The 17,721-nt window shown below is 56.8% G+C and carries 20 protein-coding genes; 12 read left to right on the top strand and 8 right to left on the bottom strand.

The genetic code is table 11. The annotated features are described in order from the left end of the window. Nucleotides 1-12 precede the first annotated feature (12 nt). From QQG91_RS00590 to QQG91_RS00580, 3 genes are read left to right on the top strand one after another with little or no spacing between them, the layout of a single operon-like run. Complete coding sequence (locus QQG91_RS00590) at nt 13-1,185, top strand: GNAT family N-acetyltransferase (protein WP_285771045.1); 1,173 nt, start codon at nt 13-15, stop codon at nt 1,183-1,185. Beyond that, a complete protein-coding gene (locus QQG91_RS00585; protein WP_285771044.1) occupies nt 1,185-1,481 on the top strand; it encodes a 4a-hydroxytetrahydrobiopterin dehydratase in 297 nt (98 codons plus the stop codon). Before QQG91_RS00590 ends, QQG91_RS00585 begins: the two co-directional genes overlap by 1 nt. Then, a complete protein-coding gene (locus QQG91_RS00580; protein WP_285771043.1) occupies nt 1,481-2,323 on the top strand; it encodes a mechanosensitive ion channel family protein in 843 nt (280 codons plus the stop codon). Before QQG91_RS00585 ends, QQG91_RS00580 begins: the two co-directional genes overlap by 1 nt. A 33-nt stretch (nt 2,324-2,356) precedes the next feature. Here the strand turns inward: QQG91_RS00580 and QQG91_RS00575 are convergent, their stop codons facing one another. Further along, entirely contained in the window at nt 2,357-2,845 is a 489-nt protein-coding gene (locus QQG91_RS00575; protein WP_285771042.1) for a peroxiredoxin, read from the bottom strand. Nucleotides 2,846-2,934: 89 nt separating this feature from the next. Between QQG91_RS00575 and QQG91_RS00570 the strand changes: the two genes are divergently transcribed. The 3 genes from QQG91_RS00570 to QQG91_RS00560 are packed head-to-tail and all read left to right on the top strand — an operon-like array spanning nt 2,935 to nt 5,350. Further along, nucleotides 2,935-4,146 (top strand): NAD(P)/FAD-dependent oxidoreductase, encoded by a 1,212-nt coding sequence (locus tag QQG91_RS00570; protein ID WP_285771041.1) that lies wholly within the window; start codon nt 2,935-2,937, stop codon nt 4,144-4,146. Then, a complete protein-coding gene (gene rsmD, locus QQG91_RS00565) occupies nt 4,146-4,703 on the top strand; it encodes a 16S rRNA (guanine(966)-N(2))-methyltransferase RsmD (RefSeq protein WP_285771040.1) in 558 nt (185 codons plus the stop codon). Before QQG91_RS00570 ends, rsmD begins: the two co-directional genes overlap by 1 nt. Next, nucleotides 4,700-5,350 (top strand): HAD family hydrolase, encoded by a 651-nt coding sequence (locus tag QQG91_RS00560; protein ID WP_285771039.1) that lies wholly within the window; start codon nt 4,700-4,702, stop codon nt 5,348-5,350. Before rsmD ends, QQG91_RS00560 begins: the two co-directional genes overlap by 4 nt. Here the strand turns inward: QQG91_RS00560 and map are convergent, their stop codons facing one another. Further along, nucleotides 5,351-6,160, bottom strand: coding sequence for a type I methionyl aminopeptidase (map, locus tag QQG91_RS00555; protein WP_285771038.1), 810 nt, complete (start codon nt 6,158-6,160; stop codon nt 5,351-5,353). 53 nt (nt 6,161-6,213) lie between these two features. Next, on the bottom strand, nt 6,214-6,918 hold the full coding sequence (gene sfsA, locus QQG91_RS00550; RefSeq protein WP_285771037.1) for a DNA/RNA nuclease SfsA: 705 nt from the start codon (nt 6,916-6,918) through the stop codon (nt 6,214-6,216). Between the two features lie 41 nt (nt 6,919-6,959). Between sfsA and QQG91_RS00545 the strand changes: the two genes are divergently transcribed. From QQG91_RS00545 to QQG91_RS00535, 3 genes are read left to right on the top strand one after another with little or no spacing between them, the layout of a single operon-like run. Then, the gene (locus QQG91_RS00545; protein ID WP_285771036.1) at nt 6,960-7,682 is read left to right on the top strand and encodes a competence/damage-inducible protein A; all 723 of its coding nucleotides are present in this window, start codon (nt 6,960-6,962) and stop codon (nt 7,680-7,682) included. After that, nucleotides 7,679-8,395 carry a GNAT family N-acetyltransferase gene (locus tag QQG91_RS00540; RefSeq protein ID WP_285771035.1) on the top strand — a complete coding sequence of 239 codons (717 nt, stop codon included), beginning with the start codon at nt 7,679-7,681 and terminating at the stop codon, nt 8,393-8,395. Before QQG91_RS00545 ends, QQG91_RS00540 begins: the two co-directional genes overlap by 4 nt. A gap of 19 nt (nt 8,396-8,414) precedes the next feature. Continuing rightward, nucleotides 8,415-9,329 carry an OmpA family protein gene (locus QQG91_RS00535; protein ID WP_285771034.1) on the top strand — a complete coding sequence of 305 codons (915 nt, stop codon included), beginning with the start codon at nt 8,415-8,417 and terminating at the stop codon, nt 9,327-9,329. Between the two features lie 88 nt (nt 9,330-9,417). Here the strand turns inward: QQG91_RS00535 and QQG91_RS00530 are convergent, their stop codons facing one another. The 5 genes from QQG91_RS00530 to QQG91_RS00510 all read right to left on the bottom strand — a co-directional run bounded on the left by QQG91_RS00530 (nt 9,418) and on the right by QQG91_RS00510 (nt 14,380). Further along, entirely contained in the window at nt 9,418-10,323 is a 906-nt protein-coding gene (locus tag QQG91_RS00530) for a LysR family transcriptional regulator (RefSeq protein ID WP_285771033.1), read from the bottom strand. Nucleotides 10,324-10,442: 119 nt separating this feature from the next. Further along, nucleotides 10,443-12,458 carry an NADPH-dependent 2,4-dienoyl-CoA reductase gene (locus QQG91_RS00525; protein WP_285771032.1) on the bottom strand — a complete coding sequence of 672 codons (2,016 nt, stop codon included), beginning with the start codon at nt 12,456-12,458 and terminating at the stop codon, nt 10,443-10,445. A 68-nt stretch (nt 12,459-12,526) separates the two neighbouring features. Further along, nucleotides 12,527-12,904 carry a hypothetical protein gene (locus QQG91_RS00520; protein WP_285771031.1) on the bottom strand — a complete coding sequence of 126 codons (378 nt, stop codon included), beginning with the start codon at nt 12,902-12,904 and terminating at the stop codon, nt 12,527-12,529. A gap of 10 nt (nt 12,905-12,914) precedes the next feature. Beyond that, nucleotides 12,915-13,688: a DUF6478 family protein gene (locus QQG91_RS00515; RefSeq protein WP_285771030.1), complete on the bottom strand. Its 774-nt coding sequence runs from the start codon at nt 13,686-13,688 to the stop codon at nt 12,915-12,917. Between the two features lie 119 nt (nt 13,689-13,807). Continuing rightward, nucleotides 13,808-14,380, bottom strand: a complete 573-nt coding sequence (locus tag QQG91_RS00510) for a hypothetical protein (RefSeq protein ID WP_285771029.1) — start codon at nt 14,378-14,380, stop codon at nt 13,808-13,810. 150 nt (nt 14,381-14,530) lie between these two features. Here QQG91_RS00510 and accD point away from each other — a divergent pair, with 150 nt between their 5' ends. The 3 genes from accD to QQG91_RS00495 all read left to right on the top strand — a co-directional run bounded on the left by accD (nt 14,531) and on the right by QQG91_RS00495 (nt 17,716). Further along, on the top strand, nt 14,531-15,484 hold the full coding sequence (accD, locus tag QQG91_RS00505) for an acetyl-CoA carboxylase, carboxyltransferase subunit beta (protein WP_285771028.1): 954 nt from the start codon (nt 14,531-14,533) through the stop codon (nt 15,482-15,484). A gap of 35 nt (nt 15,485-15,519) precedes the next feature. Further along, a complete protein-coding gene (locus tag QQG91_RS00500; RefSeq protein ID WP_285772370.1) occupies nt 15,520-16,758 on the top strand; it encodes a bifunctional folylpolyglutamate synthase/dihydrofolate synthase in 1,239 nt (412 codons plus the stop codon). 322 nt (nt 16,759-17,080) lie between these two features. Then, on the top strand, nt 17,081-17,716 hold the full coding sequence (locus QQG91_RS00495; RefSeq protein WP_285771027.1) for a rhodanese-like domain-containing protein: 636 nt from the start codon (nt 17,081-17,083) through the stop codon (nt 17,714-17,716). Nucleotides 17,717-17,721 lie beyond the last annotated feature (5 nt).

Raw genomic sequence — 17,721 nt, 5'->3', positions numbered from 1 at the left:
AGGTATTCCGACATGAGCGACGCATTCGAAGTCACGAGCCACAGCAGCATAACCGAAATCGGCCAACCGATTTGGGACGCTTGCGCTGTGCCCGAAGGCGGGCGGCCCTTTGATCCTTTTACAACCTATCGCTTTTTGAAAGCGCTGGAGGATTCGGGATCGGTTGGGGGACGAAGCGGATGGCAACCACGCTATCTTTCGGTGCGCAAGAACAACGAGACGATTGCCGTCGCACCGCTCTTTGCAAAGGGCCATTCGCAAGGGGAATACGTCTTCGATCACAATTGGGCGCATGCTTATGAAAATGCGGGGGGGCGATATTACCCCAAGCTTCAGATCGCAGCGCCTTTTACGCCCGCAACGGGGCGGCGCTTTTTGACCAGACAGGGCCACGAGGCCGATGGCATGGCCGCACTCGTGCAAGGCGCGGTTCAATTGGCATCGAACAACGGCCTATCATCGCTTCACATTACCTTTTGCACCGAAGCGGAAGCCATCGCAGGCGAGGCGATGGGATTGATGCGCCGTGTCGGCCAACAATTCCATTGGGCCAACGAGGGCTACCAAAGTTTCGAAGACTTTCTAGCCGCTCTTTCGAGCCGCAAGCGCAAGACAATCCGCAAGGAACGCGCTCAGGCTCAATCCTTTGGTGGCGAGATTGTCCAATACACAGGCAAGGACATTCGCGCCGAGCACTGGGATTATTTCTGGGCGTTTTACCAAGACACAGGAAGCCGCAAGTGGGGCACGCCCTATCTCACGCGTTCCTTTTTCGACCTGATCGGTGAAACGATGGCCGATGATGTGTTGCTTGTCCTTGCGGAAAAGAACGGCCGACCGATTGCTGGCGCATTGAACTTTATCGGCCGCGAGACCTTGTTCGGACGGTATTGGGGATGCACCGAGCATCACCCATGTCTTCATTTCGAGGTCTGTTATTATCAGGCGATCGATTATGCGATTGCCAACGGACTTCGGGTCGAAGCTGGCGCCCAAGGTGAGCACAAGCTTGCGCGCGGTTATCTTCCCGCCCCGACGCATTCGCTCCATTGGATTGCCGATCAAGGGTTTGCGCGCGCCGTCGAAAACTATCTCGAGCAAGAGCGCGCTGCCATAAACGAGGAAATCGAAATCCTCACCGACTATGGCCCGTTTCGCAAAGTGGACCAAGAGGAACAGGACTAATGGAAAAACTCTCACCCGACGCCCGAGCCGCGCTGATATCGGAACTTTCACAAAATGGCTGGAGCGAAGTCGAGGGCGAGGATGCCCTCCAAAAAACCTTCAAATTTCGGAACTTTATCTCGGCCTTCGGGTTTATGACCAAGGTCGCGCTCTATGCCGAAAAATGGAACCACCACCCCGAGTGGTTCAATGTCTATAACCGTGTGGACGTGCGACTTACGACACATGACGCAGGCGGCTTGACAGAGCTTGATGCGAAACTCGCAAGACAGATGGACAAATTACAAGAAGACTAATGGAACAAATTCTTTCGACCCAAGTATGGAACGGCAAGACTGTCGGCGATTATCTCACCGTTGAATTTCTGGCAGGACTGGCAGGCGATATTCTCGCACTCATCGTCATCGTTGTGCTTGGACTTTGGGTTTCGAGCTGGATCAGAAACCGGATCGTGAACATCGCTGCGGGCAATCGGCATCTCGATGATACGCTGTTCAATTTCCTCGGAAACATCGCGAGCTATGCCGTCCTTGCCTTTGCGGGGATATTCATTCTCAACACCTTCGGCATTCAAACGACGTCCATCGTGGCGGTCATCGGTGCAGCAGGTCTTGCGATCGGTCTCGCTTTGCAGGGAACGCTTTCCAATGTCGCTGCGGGCGTGATGATCATCCTCTTTCGCCCCTTCAAGAACGGCGATTTCGTGGAGGTGAACGGGGTCAGCGGCACGGTCAAACAAATCTCGCTCAACTTTACCGAGCTTTCAAGCGTCGGAAACGTGCAGGTGATCGTTCCCAATTCCCAAGTCTGGGGCAATACGATCACCAATTATTCGGCGTATCCTACCCGCCGTGCCGAATGGATTTTCGGTGTCGGCTACGGTGTCGATCTTGGCAAGGCCGAACAGGTGATCCGCGATACAATCATGTCCGACCCAAGGTCCAAAACAGAGCCCGAACCCTTTATTCAGGTAAACGGCCTCAACGACTTTTCAGTCGATTTTCTCGTCCGCGTCTGGGTCAATTCTTCGGACTATTTCCAGTATCAGGCCGATATGAAACGCAAGGTCAAAGAGGCATTGGACGCCAACGGGATCGATATTCCATTCCCAACCCAGACACTTATTCAATCCCAATAAAGACAAAGGGCGCCACTCGGGCGCCCTTTGATTTTAGATCTGGTCGAGCAGTGTCTCGCCTGCGGAAATCTCGCAAGTGCCGGGAGAATCCTCGGCGTTGAGCACTTTGACGACGCCGTCCTCGGCATAGAGCGAGAAGCGCTTGGAGCGGTCGTAAAAACCGACCGGCGGTGCGGTGAAATTCATCCCGATCGCCTTGGTGAATTCGGAAGCGGGATCAGCAAGGAACGTAAGTCCTGCCTCGCCTGCGCCGGTCGAATCCGACCATGCTTTCATCACAAAGGGATCGTTTACCGAGACACAGATAATCTCGTCGACACCTTTGGCGTCGAACTGCGACTTGGTGCGGATAAAGCTTGGAACGTGGGCCGAGGTGCAGGTGCCGGTATAGGCACCGGGGAGGCCGAACAATACAACTTTGCGGCCGCTCAGCAGATCGCCAAGTGCAACCGCCTCAGGTCCATTGTCTCCCATCCGATACAAAGTTGCCTCGGGGAGCTTTTCACCTGTTGAAATGGTCATCTTATTTTCCTCTTTCGGAATTGCATGCAGCATGGGCCTAGATATAGGGTCCGCCAGAACCAAAGCTATCAAAAAAAGGGAAAAAGCCGATGAAACATTTCGTTGTGGTCGGTGCAGGGCAAGCGGGCGCCTCGGTGGTAGCAAAATTGCGGTCCGAAGGCTTTGACGGCAAGATCAGCCTGATCGGCGCAGAGACTGTTGCGCCCTACCAGCGCCCCCCTTTGTCCAAGGCTTACCTACTTGGCGAAATCGGAGTGGATCGACTGCTTCTTCGCTCGGATGACTGGTATCAAGAGAACAACATCGAGCTTCGTTTGAACACGCGCGTGGTCGAGATCAATCCCGCAGCGCAGACCCTGACGCTTTCGGGCGAAGAAACGATGGCTTATGACGCGCTCGCGCTCTGCACAGGCTCGCATCCGCGCACGCTTCCTGCCAAGGTCGGCGGCGAGCTCGACGGCGTTTACACGGTGCGCGATCTTCTTGACGTGGACACGATGGCACCCGAGTTCGTCGAAGGTCGCAAGCTTTTAGTGATCGGCGGGGGCTATATCGGGCTCGAGGCTGCGGCGGTTGCTGCGAAAAAAGGGCTCGACGTGACCCTTGTTGAAATGGCACCGCGCATTCTTCAGCGTGTGGCCTGCGAAGAAACCTCGACCTATTTCCGCGATCTGCACACCGCCCACGGGGTCAAAATCGTCGAAGGTGTCGGGCTCGACCATCTTATCGGCGAAGAGCGCATATCTGGCGCGAAACTCACCGACGGCACCACTTTGGACGTGGACTTTGCAATCGTCGGCGTCGGAATCATGCCCGCGACAATTCTGGCGGAAGCCGCAGGACTGGTCTGCAACAACGGGATCGACACAGACCATCAGGGCCGCACTTCGGACCCGCATATCTGGGCGGCGGGCGACTGCGCCAACCTCACATTCAAAGGGCAAAAATTGCGGATCGAAAGCGTCGGGAACGCGATCGATCAGGCAGAAATCGTTGCCCAGAACATGATGGGCAAAGGCATCGATTACACTCCCGCTCCGTGGTTCTGGTCGGACCAATACGATACCAAGCTCCAGATTGCGGGGCTCAATATCGGCTATGACAAGGTCTATGTAAAAACCACAGATGACCCCATGGTCCGCGTGCATTGGTATTTCAAAGGGGACGAGCTTATCGCGGTTGATGCGATGAACAGCGCCAAGGATTACATGGTCGGCAAGCGCCTGATCGAAGCGGGAAAGTCTCCTGCGCCCGAAGTGCTTTGTGACCCCGAAACCAACATGAAGGCTCTGCTGCGCTAGTGCGGATCATCGGGGGCACGCATCGGGGCACAGCCCTTGCCGCTGTCGGCAAAGGGGACATGGGCGCACATCTGCGCCCGACCACCGACCGCACACGCGAAAGTCTCTTCAATGTCTTGAATGGTGGCCGCTTCGGCGATCCGATCCAAGACGCCAAGGTTCTCGATCTCTTTGCGGGCACGGGCGCGCTCGGCCTCGAGGCATTATCGCGCGGCGCTGCCTCGGTCACTTTTGTCGATGACGGCCGCGTTGCGACCAAGCTCATCCGCGAGAATATTGCCAAGCTCCGCCGTCAGGAGGACTGCACCCTTGTGACGCGCGATGCGACCAAACTCGGAGGAGGCGAGCCGCATTCACTTGTGTTTCTCGACCCGCCCTATGGGCGTGACTTGGGCGCCAAGGCGTTGGCCGCGGCGCTGGCAGGCAACTGGATTGCGAAGGATGCCTTAATCGTTTGGGAGGAAAACGCGCCCCAGACCGCGCCGTCGGGCTTTGCGCTTCTGGAGCATCGCCGATATGGAGACACGCACATTTCGTTTATGGAGTTCACAGGATGAAAACCGTCGATCTTGTTATTTTCGACTGCGACGGCGTGATCGTGGACAGCGAAGGTCTTTTGAACGAGATCGTGGCCAAGAGCCTTACGGATCACGGCCTGCCGATTTCTGCTGAAGAGTGTCACGAACGGTTTGTCGGCGGCACGATGTATATCCTTCGGGATCGCGCGATCGAAGCGGGCGCGAAACTTCCCGAGAACTGGGTAAACGAGATCTACGCCGAGATCTTTGAACGCTTGAGACAAGGCGTCGACGTGAGCAAAGGCTTTGTCGAGCTGATCGACACCCTTGAGGAACACGGCGTCAAGATTGCTGTGGCCTCCAATGGCCCGATGGACAAGATGCGGGCCTCTCTCGGCCCTTCGGGTTTGTTCGACCGTCTGGACGGGCGGATCTTCTCGGCCCATGACCATAACACCGCGAAACCCGAACCAAAGCTTCTTGAACTTGCGGCTCAGGCCGCAGGCGTTGCAATCGAGCGCGCGGTGATGGTCGACGATAGCCCCGCCGGTGTCGGCGCGGCGCGCGCGGCGGGAATGCGGTTCATCGGTTATGCCGAACACGGCAACAAGGACAAACTCACCGAAGAAGGTGCCGACATCGTCTATTCGATGCAGGAATTGAAAGAGCGCCTCTCGGCGCTCTGATCATCCATAGGTCGGGTGGAATTTACCCGCAGGCGAAAGCGTGAAAATCTCTGCCCCGTCTGCCCGTATCCCGATCGAATGCTCGAACTGCGCCGAAAGTGATTTGTCACGCGTGACCGCAGTCCAATCATCGGCAAGAACTTTTGTCTCAGGTCGGCCGAGGTTCACCATGGGCTCGATGGTAAAGAACATGCCTTCTTCGAGCACTGGCCCGGTCCCGGGGCGCCCGTAGTGCAGAACATTGGGCGGCGCGTGGAAAACCGTGCCAAGACCGTGGCCGCAGAAATCACGCACGACGCTCATGCGGTTCGCCTCGACATAGGTCTGGATCGCATTGCCGATATCGCCAAAGGTGTTTCCGGGCTTTGCCGCTTCGATCCCGAGCATAAGAGCGTCATGCGTCACCTGAATGAGACGCTCGGATTTACGGCTGAGATTGCCCGCCACATACATGCGGCTTGTATCGCCATACCATCCGTCAAGGATTACGGTCACGTCGATATTGAGGATGTCGCCGTCCTTGAGTGTCTTGGGACCGGGAATTCCATGACACACCACATGGTTCACACTGATGCAGGAGGCATGCTGATAGCCGCGATAACCGATGGTCGCAGAGGTCGTTCCCGAGGCCGTGACCATATCGGTGATGATACGGTCGATTTCGGCCGTGCTTTGACCTGGGAAAACATGCGGCGCGATATCGTCAAGGATTTGAGCCGCTACTTTTCCAGCAGCGTGCATTCCCGCAAAATCGGCATCCTCGTGAATGCGGATACCATCTTTGGTCAAGCGGCCATTGTGTTTCGTCAAAGTCTCGGTCCTTCTAGCTTCTTGCTCCACATAGGGTATCTCAACCCAAGGCGCTAGACCTCGATCACCAAGGAGCGACCCAAAGCCACCCCAAGAGGCGATATGGCAGTGTCGTAGCAGATCACCTCGACACCCGCCTCGCGCGCTTTAAGAAACGCAGCGTGATAGGCAGGATCAATATCCGAGGCGAGCGTAAAACGGTCGCAATCGGTGCGTTGAACCAGATAGAACATCACTGCGCGGTTTCCTTGTTGCACCATCTGCGCAAGCTCGCTCAGGTGCTTCGTGCCACGCGCAGTCACGCTATCGGGAAACTCAGCCAAGCCGCTCTGTCGGGACAAGGTGACGCTCTTGACCTCGACATAGCAGTCGGGGCGACCTTCACCGCTCAGAAGGAAATCGATCCGGCTGTTCTCGCCATATTTCACCTCGGGCCGCACAAGGTCATAACCGCCGAGTTCGCGAACCTCGCCGACACTCAAAGCAGCCTTGAGCGCCTTGTTGGGAACTGCGGTATCGACGCCAGTGAAATGCCCGTTTTCATGATCGACCAAGCGCCAGCCGTATTTCAGCTTTTTCTTGGGATCATCATTGGGTTCGAGCCATACCTTTGTCCCCGCAACCGCAAGCCCCATCATGGACCCCGGATTGGCACAATGGGCTGTCGTTTCGGTCCCGTCCTCAAATCGCACATCGGCAAGGAAGCGTTTGTAGCGACGAATGAGCCTAGCGGGAACAAGAGGTGTGGAAAACTTCATGGCCCAGTCCTATACCCAAAGAAGTTCCAATGGAGAAGAAAATGTCGAACCCCACCGCAGCTATGATCGTGATCGGCGACGAGATCCTGTCAGGGCGCACCCGCGACAGCAACATGCACTTTCTCGCAGGCAAGCTGACCGAAGCGGGCATCAACCTTGTCGAAGCCCGCGTGGTCAGCGACGATCGCGCCGCGATCATTGCAGCCGTCTCAGAGCTGAAAGAGCGGGTCGACTACGTCTTTACCTCGGGCGGGATTGGCCCCACGCATGACGACATCACGGCGGACTGTATCGCCGCCGCCTTCGGGGTTTCGATCGACGTGCGCGACGATGCACGCGCGCTTCTTCAAGCGCATTATGACCGTTCGGGTCAGGAATTGAACGAAGCGCGACTGCGTATGGCGCGCATTCCCGACACTGCGATCCTGATCGAAAATCCCGTAAGCACCGCGCCCGGCTTCAGGATCGGGAATGTCCATGTGATGGCAGGTGTCCCGAGCGTCTTTGAAGCGATGGTCGCCTCTGTGCTGCCGACCTTGACGGGGGGCAAGCCCCTGCTCTCGCAAACACTTCGGATCGATCGGGGCGAGGGCGACATCGCGGGGCCGCTTACCACGCTTGCACAGGAGTTCTCGGATCTTTCCATCGGGTCCTATCCTTTCCAGCGCAACGGCATTTACGGTGCCAACATCGTCATTCGCGGCACCGATGGTGCCCGTGTCGAAAGCGCTATGATCAAGCTCCAGAATTTGTTCGCAGAATGACTCCCGATATCTTTGACCTCTATGACGTGATCGATGCGACCTGGCCCGCAGCGTCCTATCAAACGTTGGGCCATTGGACGATCCGAGAGGGTCAAGGCGGCGGAAGCCGTGTAAGCGCGGCAACCCATGACCGCAGCCAGGACTATGATCCTGATCCGGCGATCCACGCCATGCGCGCGCTAGAGCAAACCCCGATCTTCATGATCCGCAAAGACCAAGAAGCGCTGGACCATATGCTGGAAGAGCGCGGGTTTGTGATCAAGGACCCCGTGAACCTCTATGTGGCTCCGATCGAGCTCATCGCGACCGAACGCCCCAAAGCGGCAACCCAGTTCGTCGCCTTTCCCCCTGTGGCGGTCCAGCGCGAGATCTGGTCCGAGGGGGGCATCGGGCAAGCTCGGCTCGACATTATGGATCGCGCACAATGCCCAAAAGCAACTTTTCTGGGCCGTATCGACGAAAGGGCAGCAGGCACGGCTTATGTCGGCGTGTCGAACGGTGTCGCGATGTTGCATGCCTTGGAGACACGGCAACAGTTCCGCAGACAGGGGCTCGCCCGCAACATGATGCGATCCATGGGGTTCTGGGCGCGCGACAATGGCGCCGAGCATTTCGCGCTTTTGGTCACGCAGGCGAATATTGGCGCAAATGCGCTCTATTCTTCACTAGGAATGGAGATCGTCGGGCAATACCATTATCGCGTGGTTTCCTGATACGAATTGCTCGCATTTGATGTTTCGCTTTGCCCCTTTGTTGTTGATGTTACCGCTTCAGGCCGGAGCGTTGACGCTTGATCTGCCTGCAAACGCCGTTCAATCCGTTGAACCACTTACCGAATTGCGGAGTTACGAACTCCCGCTCGGACCTTGGAGCGACGAAGGATTTCCGACCGAACGGCTCGAGGGGAGCGTAACGCGCCAGATATTCCGCATACCGTCCAACGGCCTCACACCGTTCCAGATCATGACCCCGATCAAAGAACAGCTCTCGTCCCAAGGCTGGGAGATTTTGCTCGACTGCGAAACCGAGGACTGTGGCGGGTATGATTTCCGATTTGCCACCGAAGTCGCGCGTGCACCCGAAATGCAGGTGGCCATCGGCAATTTCCGCTTTCTCTCTGCGCGGCGAGACATTGAAGCTGTCTCGCTTTTTGTGAGCCGCACCGCCCGAGAGGTGTTCGTTCAGTTCACCCATCTTGGCCATGATGACTTCGATGTCGCCACGACGATCCCCGCGCCACAAGCGACGTTCGGTCCCGAGATCGTATCGGGAAGCCTCGCGGATCAATTGGAAAGCCGAGGACATGTCGTGCTTGATGATCTTAGTTTCGAGACAGGCTCGGCCCAACTCGGCCACGGCGACTTTCTCTCCTTGACCGAAATCGCCGCATATCTTGCTGAAAATCCCGGCCGGCGGATTGCTCTGGTCGGTCATACGGACGCGTCCGGATCACTTGAGGGCAATATTTCCCTATCCAAGCGGCGGGCAGGTTCCGTTCTGGAACGTCTCGTCACCGATCACGGAGCCAACCGTGCACAGCTCGATGCGGAAGGAATGGGATATCTCGCGCCACTGACAACCAATCTTACCGAAGACGGACGAACCGCGAACCGCCGCGTCGAAGCGATTTTGCTGAGCACAGAATAAAAAAACGCGGCCCGAAGGCCGCGTAAAGTCGGTGGGGATGAGAGCCCCAGAGGCATAATCAGTAGGCGGATACGGACTGATTATTCTGTCACCAATTGTCCGGTCCTTTGTCGGCAAAGGAATGAACAAGGAAATCTATAAAGGCGCGGACCTTGGGCTGTGTAAAACGCCCGGGAGGATAAACCGCGTATATCCCTTGGGTGTCGATCGGCAGATCGGGGATTGCCTCTTCCACAAGACCCTTTTCCATCGCATCAGCATAAAGGAACGACGGAAGGTAAGCGATCCCGAGGCCGCTGATACAGGCATTCAAAAGCGATTGGCCGTCGTTTACCGTAAGCCAGCCCGCCGTGCGGACCTGACGTTTTTCGCCCGAAGGCGCGGTGATCTTCCAAACGGCAGAATTGGCCTGATTGGAATAATGGAGCAGCTTGTGTTCGTTCAAATCGTCGATCTTCATCGGTCGACCGTGTTTCTGGAAATAGGACGGCGACGCGATCATCCGCCTGTTGGTTTCCGTCAACTTGCGGGCGCGTAGAGTGCTGTCTTCCAGCTCGCCGATCCGTATGGCCATATCAAAGCCTTCGGAGATGAGTTCGACATAGCGGTTATTCAAAACCATGTTCACCGTGATATCGGGGAACTCCTGAAGGAACTCACCCAAGACGGGAGAAAGATGATTGACGCCGAAGTCGGTGGCAACGCTGATCCTCAAAAGTCCCGAAGGCGCAGATTGCATCGAGGTCACCAAAGCATCCGCCTCGCCCGCGTCATTGAGCACGCGGCGCGCACGATCATAATACGCAAGACCGATTTCCGTCGGGCTGACACGCCGTGTGGTTCTGTTGAGCAGACGCGCACCAAGTCGCGCTTCGAGCGCGGACACATGTTTGGAAACGGCGGATTTCGAGATCCCCATTTTCTTTGCTGCGTCGGTAAACCCGCCCTGATCTACGACCGTGGCGAAGGCCTCCATTTCCGTGAGCCGATCCATAATCGTCCCTTCAAAATGACTTCATTGAGGACGGTTATCGGGATCAAATCGGGCGAGACTTGGGCCTCGCCCTGACAATATCGGGGTTTTCTGGGGATTTGATCAGGGCACGGAAACAACTAGAGCGCGTTCGCCACACGAGTGCCTTGATCAATGGCGCGCTTGGCATCGAGCTCGGAAGCAAGGTCTGCGCCGCCGATCACGTGAACCGATTTTCCCTTGTCCAAGAGCGCATCTGCAAGGCTACGCTCGGACACCTGTCCCGAACAAAGGACAATCGTATCGCATGCGATCAACTCGGGACTTCCGTCTCGCGTGATCCAGAGACCCTCGTCGGTGATTTCGTCGTAACTCACGCCGCCGAGCATCCGCACGTTTTTCATTTGAAGCGAAGCGCGGTGAATCCAACCTGTCGTCTTGCCCAAACCACGGCCTGGTTTTTGGGCCTTGCGCTGCAAAAGCGTAACTTCGCGGACCGCCGGCTCCGGTTTTGGCCCCTCGGCAAGAAGGCCGCCACGTTCTTTTTCGGGATCACCGACGCCCCATTCCAAAAGCCATTCGGGCAAGTTCAAAGTCGGACTTTCGCCCGTCACCAGCTTTTCGGCGACATCAAACCCGATGCCGCCCGCGCCAACGATTGCAACCCGATTTCCAACCGGAGCATTATGGCGCAGCACGTCGATATAGGAGAGGACATTCGGCCGATCCTGCCCTTTGATCTCCGGATCGCGCGGAAGGACACCCGTCGCGATAATCACCTCGTCGAAACCGTCCAGATCTTGCTCTCCGACCTCGGTATTCAACTTGATGGAAATGTCGGCTGCGGCCAGAGCGGCTTCGAAATAGGCAACTAGCCCGTGGAACTCTTCCTTACCCGGCACCATTTTGGCCATGTTAAGTTGGCCGCCGATTTGGTGGGCTTTGTCGAACAGCGTGACGGTATGGCCGCGCTCGGCCGCCGTCAAAGCAGCCGCAATGCCCGACGGTCCCGCACCGACCACGGCAACTTTCTTGGCCAAAGCGGCCTTGGCCGTCGCCAGTTCGGTCTCGTGACAAGCGCGCGGATTTACCAGACAGGAGGCCATCTTCAAACTGAACGTATGATCAAGACAGGCTTGGTTGCAGGCGATGCAAGGGGCGATCAGATGGGCCTTTCCGTCCGCTGCCTTTGCAACAAAGTCGGGGTCGGCCAGAAACGGTCTCGCCATGCTGACCATATCTGCACACCCATCAGCGAGCACCTCTTCGGCGACTTCGGGCGTATTGATGCGGTTAGAGGTGATCACCGGGATCGAGACTTTACCCATGATCTTTTGGGTGACCCACGCCCAAGCCTTTCGCGGAACGCTCGTCGCGATTGTCGGGATGCGCGCTTCGTGCCAACCGATCCCCGTATTCAGAATAGTCGCCCCTGCCTCTTCGATCCTTTGGGCGAGCTGGACGACTTCGTCATGGGTTGAGCCGTCGGGGATAAGATCGATCATGGAAAGACGATAGATCACGATGAAATCTTGCCCCACCGCGGCCCGCACCCGCTTTACCGCTTCGATCGCAAAACGCATGCGGTTTTCATAGCTCCCGCCCCAGTCGTCGGTTCTGCGATTGGTATGCGTCACCAGAAACTGATTGATAAGATACCCTTCGGACCCCATCACTTCGACACCGTCATACCCTGCCTCACGGGCGCGGGCCGCCGCTGTGGCAATGTCGTTCAGTTGCTTTTCGATGCCTGCGGCGTCGAGTTCGTGCGGCACAAATGGGCTTATGGGGGATTTCACGGCCGAAGGCGCGACACATGTCTTGCCATAGGCGTATCGTCCCGCATGTAGGATCTGCATCGCGATCTTGCCACCTGCGTCATGGACGCGGTCGGTGACGACCTTGTGGTTGGCGATATCCGCTTGTGTGAAGAGTCCCGACGCACCAGGAAAAACTGCGCCTTCGGCGTTTGGCGCCATGCCCCCCGTCACGATGAGAGCAACACCCCCGCGGGCGCGCGCGGCATAGAACTCGGCGACACGGTTCCAGTCCTTGGTTTCCTCAAGACCTGTATGCATCGAACCCATCAAGACGCGGTTCTTCAGAACCGTGAACCCGAGATCGAGCGGAGCAAAAAGATGCGGATATGCGGTCATGAAAGCCTCCCTTTGCTAGGGAGATAGCGCGATGTTTACGCGCACGTCACCTTGAACGCCACGTCAGGTCACATCGTTTCGACACAATGGCGGCGGAAGGCCCGCTTCAACAGATCGAGTTCGGCCCGCAAAAGACCCACTTCGGTCCGAAGATCGTCGTCGAACACCTCACCAGCCAACAGGGTAAAGTTACCAAGCACCAAATTCGTGACCGGATCGGAAATCAGCACGGTCTGGACCCCGTCCGAGATCGCCGCAAGCGGCACAGGGATGGTCACACGCCATCCGTCGTTTTCAGGATCGGCTTGGACTTTGATACCCTCGACCACAAGATTGTTATGTGTGACCCGCAGATCGGGAACGTCCCCCCCGAGCGCAGGTCCTTTCAAGATGCCGCTCCAAACGCCTTCGATCAGCTGGAGTTTCGTGAGTTGAATGTCTGACATCGGATCCCCCTTAGAGGTCGGCACGCGGGAAGCGGCTAAAGGTCATATCGCGAATTGTGACCTGATTCATTTCGGGTCCCTCGAAGATCAAGTCGAGCCACATGCGTTCCACTCTCTTTTCATTGAGCTTGGTATAGGCAAGGTCGAATTCAACAGCCAGATCGTCCTGATGAAGCGGCAGCTCGCGGACAATCTGTTCGGTGTTCGGCCCGTGACGGATATTGAGACGGGCAAAAATCTCGAGAGGTTTTTCAAGCTCGATAATCGTATCGAGACGGATGAGATGGCGCTTTTTCAATCCCGCGCAGGCATCATCGGGAATATCGACGGCAAGAGACAGGAACGATCCGTCGAAACGGAACACATCCATGCTGAGCCCGAACGGCGCGAGATCCTGTTCACGCTGATTGCGGAGCTGACGCAGATTCAATTCGGAAATGCGGCAATCGTGAAAGAGCGTAACCTCGTCCCCGATCATGGTTTTACTCTGGATGCTAACTACGCCGCGTTCACGCAGCGAACCGCGCCAGATTTGCGGCCGCCAAGACCAGTCGGTACCTTTGGGACGGGTGAACGTATTCGAGCCGATCCGAGGGAGGGCCAGTCGATTGTCGGCAATCTCTACAAGTTGGTCGAGTTCATCACGAAGCTGACGCGCCCGAAACCGGTTTTTCCGAAGCAAATCGAGTTCATCGAACCGAGCGCTGGATCTGGCTTTTTTCCAACGGCGAAGCGCAAAACGATAGGACAATGCGTCCCAAAGACCGAACCCTCTGCGCTTCATGCCTTGCCTGCCATTCCGAATTTCATTGTTTCCAAATTATACCCGCTAAGGCGGTATCTTGGTGATTATTTACAAGAAAGGAAACAGTGAAGGGTTAATATTTTTGCCGTTGGACGCGATCACCCCTCGATCCCCTGCGCGATAGAGGTCAGGATCGCATACCCGCGGTCAGCCCCCACAGGATTGAGATAGGAGCTTCTCAGGCGGATTGTGACAAGTCTGTCGCCTTTGTCTACGAAAACGCGCCATTCGCTGTCCTGAAGACCGACGACCCGAAAATCACCGCCATCCGCGAAATGCGCGCCGACGATGCCGTCATTGCCCCACACTTCATCAGGTGTCGCGCCCATCAGTTTGGCGCCGCCCTCGCTGCTGAGATAGGTCACAAGATCGCTTTCCTGATCTCCGACAATCGCGCTTCCTTTTTCGCCGATCTGCACGGTCGCAATCCCGGGCGGGTTCTTGCGCGACACATCGGCAATCACCGAACCACAGCCTGCAAGAACGGCAAAGCCTTTGGAGGGTTCGCTTGTCTCCAGATCGATGCAATAGCCGCTCGGCGCACTGAGCGTCACGGCATCCTCTAAAAGAGCCAGTGACTGCACGGGTTTCTGTCCACCGGTCTGGACACAGGCGCAAAGCCCCAAAACTCCGACAGCCGCGAAAATGCGCGTCCTGTGCTCAAAGCCCATTGTTCATTCCTCATCCCAACTGGTTTTGGGGGATATTCGGTGCAACTTCGCGGTGCAACCCTGCTTTCGTTTTATCGAATGAAGCTAGGGTTGATTGCATTTCTTCGTGCTGCGGCTTATTTCGGTTCTCGTAACGTCAGAGGCTACGGCATGAACTGGATCACGAACTACGTCCGCCCAAAGATCAACTCGCTCTTCTCGCGCCGTGAGGTGCCCGAGAATCTTTGGACAAAATGCTCTGAATGCGGGACGATGCTCTTTCACCGTGAATTGAGCGAAAACCTCAATGTCTGCACAAATTGCGGACACCACATGCCCATCAGCCCGCGTGCGCGGTTCGAAGCACTCTTCGACGGCGGTGTCTTCAAGGAAATCGCGGTCCCCGAACCCATCGAGGACCCGCTGAAATTCCGCGATCAGAAGAAATACACCGATCGCCACCGCGCGGCCCAGAAAACAACGGGCGAAAAAGAAGCCATGCTTGTTGCCGAGGGCGAGATGGGTCGCACTCCGATCGTCGCTGCGGCTCAGGACTTTTCGTTCATGGGCGGTTCGATGTCGATGTATGTCGGCAACGCGATTATCGCTGCGGCAGAACGCGCCGTCGAAACCAAGCGCCCGCTCGTTCTGTTCTCGGCTGCGGGCGGCGCTCGTATGCAAGAGGGCATTCTCTCGCTCATGCAGATGCCGCGCACGACCATCGCGGTCGACATGCTCAAGGAAGCAGGCTTGCCCTATATCGTCGTTCTGACCCATCCGACCACGGGCGGTGTGACGGCTTCTTATGCCATGCTGGGCGACATCCAGATCGCCGAGCCGAATGCGCTCATCTGTTTTGCGGGCCCCCGCGTGATCGAGCAAACGATCCGCGAAAAGCTCCCCGAAGGCTTTCAGCGGGCCGAATATCTTTTGGACCACGGTATGCTGGATCGCGTGACCCCACGCGGCCAGTTGAAAGACGAGCTTGTCACGATCCTGCGCATGATGCTGGGCCTTGAACCTGCGGTCAAAGGCGATTTGCCCGCCCCCGCACTCGTTCCCACCCAAGAGGACAAGGTTCCCGCTCCTGACGCGAAGGCCAAGGAAGAGGCACCCAAGAAGTGACGAAACCCCAAGCGTCCGACGTAATTCTTGCGCGGATGATGTCGATGCACCCCAAGGTGATCGACCTCACACTCGATCGTATGCTCGGGCTTTTGCCTGCGCTCGGCAATCCGCAAGACCTGCTTCCGCCCATCATCCATCTTGCGGGCACGAACGGGAAAGGCTCGACCCAAGCCATGATCCGTGCGGGCCTCGAAGCCGCAGGGAAAAAGGTGCACGCTTATACTTCGCCGCACCTTGCGCGGTTTCACGAACGCATCAGGCTTGCGGGCGAACTGATCTCAGAAGAGCATCTCACAGAAATACTGGATGAGTGCGAGCGCTCGAACAACGGTGCGAACATCACCTACTTCGAGATCACCACTGCCGCCGCTCTTCTGGCGTTCAGCAGAACCAAAGCGGATTATACACTTCTCGAGGTCGGTCTCGGGGGTGAATTCGACGCGACCAATGTGTTCGAAAAACCTGCCCTGACCGTCATAACGCCTGTCTCGATCGACCATCAGCAATACCTTGGCGAAACGCTTCGCGAGATCGCTGCCGCGAAGGCAGGCATTATCAAGCGCGGTGTGCCTTGTGTCGTCGGCCCCCAGCTTGATGACGCAATGGATGTGATCGAAGCCAAGGCCGCACGGATGGGCGCGCCGCTCATCGCTTTCGGCCAGCACTGGCATGTCGGCGAAGAGCGCGGACGCATGATCTATCAGGACGAGCGTGGTCTGTTGGACCTGCCGCTTCCCAATCTCCCTGGCCCGCACCAGATCCAGAATGCGGGCGCGGCGCTTGCCGCATTACGCCACCTCGGAATGGACGATGCCTCTTGCGAGGCGGGCGTCACCAAGGCCGAGTGGCCCGCACGGATGCAGCGGCTCAAACATGGCCCGCTGGTCGATGCGGCAGGGCGCGCCGAGCTTTGGCTAGATGGTGGGCATAACGCAGCAGGAGGCGAAGCCATCGCCGCAACACTTGCCCGAATGCCCGAAAAGCCGACCCACATGATCTGTGGTATGCTGAACACCAAGGACATTGCGGGCTATCTTCGCCCCCTTGCCAAAGTGACCCAGAGCCTTCACGCCGTTTCGATCCCGGGCGAGATGAACACCCTCCCCGCTCAAGAAACCTGTGACGCGGCACTGGCCGTCGGGATGACGGCAACGACCGCCGATAGCGTTCTGGAGGCGATCAACGACATCACCGCGAAAGATGCGAATTGTCGAATTTTGATCTGCGGTTCCCTTTATCTTGCCGGCGGAGTCCTGCGCGAAAACGGCTAGTTCTTAGGCTATCCGCCATTTCGATACGAAAGAGATCGTCTGATTCGCATTTTGCGAATCGAAGTCTCTTGACCGCGAATCACCCCTATCCTTATGTTTGGATCAAGTTTGCGGTGGCAAATCAGCCTCCGACACCTCTTTGGCAGGGCGGCGGGGCGAGCGAATAAAAATAGTGGCTCGCCTCACTGTCATTTCCCTCAGACGCAGGATTGGGAAATTGACTTGCCGATTCGTTCCATACTACAACCTGTATAAGAAAACCAAAGCACCACTGCCGCCAGCGTTGCAGTCAATATGTGGTGCAATTTGCTTGGGGGAGCAGATGATGGTGCGTATTGGCGCGTTGATCGCAGCCGTGGTGACTTTTGCTTTTGCAACGGGAACGTCGGCCCAGACAGTGAAAATTACAGAGGACAAGGCCAGCGTGAGCTTTGTGCTCAACGGTCAGTCATACACGATCGAACGAAACCAGGATGAAAACGCGACGCTCGAAGCCGAGTTCACAAAAACGTCGCGCAGCTGTCCGCCGTTTTGCGTTCAACCCATTTCCATAGCAGAAGGCGTGGAAACCTATGGCGAACTCGAGATCCTCGGTTTTCTTGAAAACGAGGTCGCAGGCGGCACAGGGCTTCTCGTCGATGCGCGCCTGCCCGAATTTTACGTCAAAGGCACCATTCCGGGAGCGTTGAACATTCCCTTCTCGGCCCTCTCTGCAGATAACCCCTATCTGACCGACATTCTCAAGGCACTTGGCGCCAAGGATGCGGGTGGGTCACTTGATTTCAGCTCTGCCCTACAACTCGCGCTTTTCTGCAATGGTCCGTGGTGTGGGCAATCGCCACGCGCAATCACCGAATTGCTTGATGCGGGCTATCCTGCAGAGCGGATCAAATATTATCGCGGCGGAATGCAAGACTGGCTCGGTCTTGGGCTTTCGACCATTATTCCCAATCAATAAAGCGA

Source organism: Marivivens sp. LCG002 (genome assembly GCF_030264275.1).
GTDB lineage: Bacteria > Pseudomonadota > Alphaproteobacteria > Rhodobacterales > Rhodobacteraceae > Marivivens.
The sequence above is the reverse complement of the archived record's forward strand: the minus strand, read 5'-3'. Positions and strand labels throughout refer to the sequence as shown.

Bases quoted from the DNA above. Each gene is read 5' to 3' on its own strand.
- QQG91_RS00590 (WP_285771045.1), top strand. From the start codon at position 13: ATGAGCGACGCATTCGAAGTCACGAGCCACAGCAGCATAACCGAAATC.
- QQG91_RS00585 (WP_285771044.1), top strand. From the start codon at position 1,185: ATGGAAAAACTCTCACCCGACGCCCGAGCCGCGCTGATATCGGAACTT.
- QQG91_RS00580 (WP_285771043.1), top strand. From the start codon at position 1,481: ATGGAACAAATTCTTTCGACCCAAGTATGGAACGGCAAGACTGTCGGC.
- QQG91_RS00575 (WP_285771042.1), bottom strand. From the start codon at position 2,845: ATGACCATTTCAACAGGTGAAAAGCTCCCCGAGGCAACTTTGTATCGG.
- QQG91_RS00570 (WP_285771041.1), top strand. From the start codon at position 2,935: ATGAAACATTTCGTTGTGGTCGGTGCAGGGCAAGCGGGCGCCTCGGTG.
- QQG91_RS00560 (WP_285771039.1), top strand. From the start codon at position 4,700: ATGAAAACCGTCGATCTTGTTATTTTCGACTGCGACGGCGTGATCGTG.
- sfsA (WP_285771037.1), bottom strand. From the start codon at position 6,918: ATGAAGTTTTCCACACCTCTTGTTCCCGCTAGGCTCATTCGTCGCTAC.
- QQG91_RS00545 (WP_285771036.1), top strand. From the start codon at position 6,960: ATGTCGAACCCCACCGCAGCTATGATCGTGATCGGCGACGAGATCCTG.
- QQG91_RS00540 (WP_285771035.1), top strand. From the start codon at position 7,679: ATGACTCCCGATATCTTTGACCTCTATGACGTGATCGATGCGACCTGG.
- QQG91_RS00535 (WP_285771034.1), top strand. From the start codon at position 8,415: ATGTTTCGCTTTGCCCCTTTGTTGTTGATGTTACCGCTTCAGGCCGGA.
- QQG91_RS00530 (WP_285771033.1), bottom strand. From the start codon at position 10,323: ATGGATCGGCTCACGGAAATGGAGGCCTTCGCCACGGTCGTAGATCAG.
- QQG91_RS00525 (WP_285771032.1), bottom strand. From the start codon at position 12,458: ATGACCGCATATCCGCATCTTTTTGCTCCGCTCGATCTCGGGTTCACG.
- QQG91_RS00520 (WP_285771031.1), bottom strand. From the start codon at position 12,904: ATGTCAGACATTCAACTCACGAAACTCCAGCTGATCGAAGGCGTTTGG.
- QQG91_RS00515 (WP_285771030.1), bottom strand. From the start codon at position 13,688: ATGAAGCGCAGAGGGTTCGGTCTTTGGGACGCATTGTCCTATCGTTTT.
- QQG91_RS00510 (WP_285771029.1), bottom strand. From the start codon at position 14,380: ATGGGCTTTGAGCACAGGACGCGCATTTTCGCGGCTGTCGGAGTTTTG.
- accD (WP_285771028.1), top strand. From the start codon at position 14,531: ATGAACTGGATCACGAACTACGTCCGCCCAAAGATCAACTCGCTCTTC.
- QQG91_RS00500 (WP_285772370.1), top strand. From the start codon at position 15,520: ATGATGTCGATGCACCCCAAGGTGATCGACCTCACACTCGATCGTATG.
- QQG91_RS00495 (WP_285771027.1), top strand. From the start codon at position 17,081: ATGATGGTGCGTATTGGCGCGTTGATCGCAGCCGTGGTGACTTTTGCT.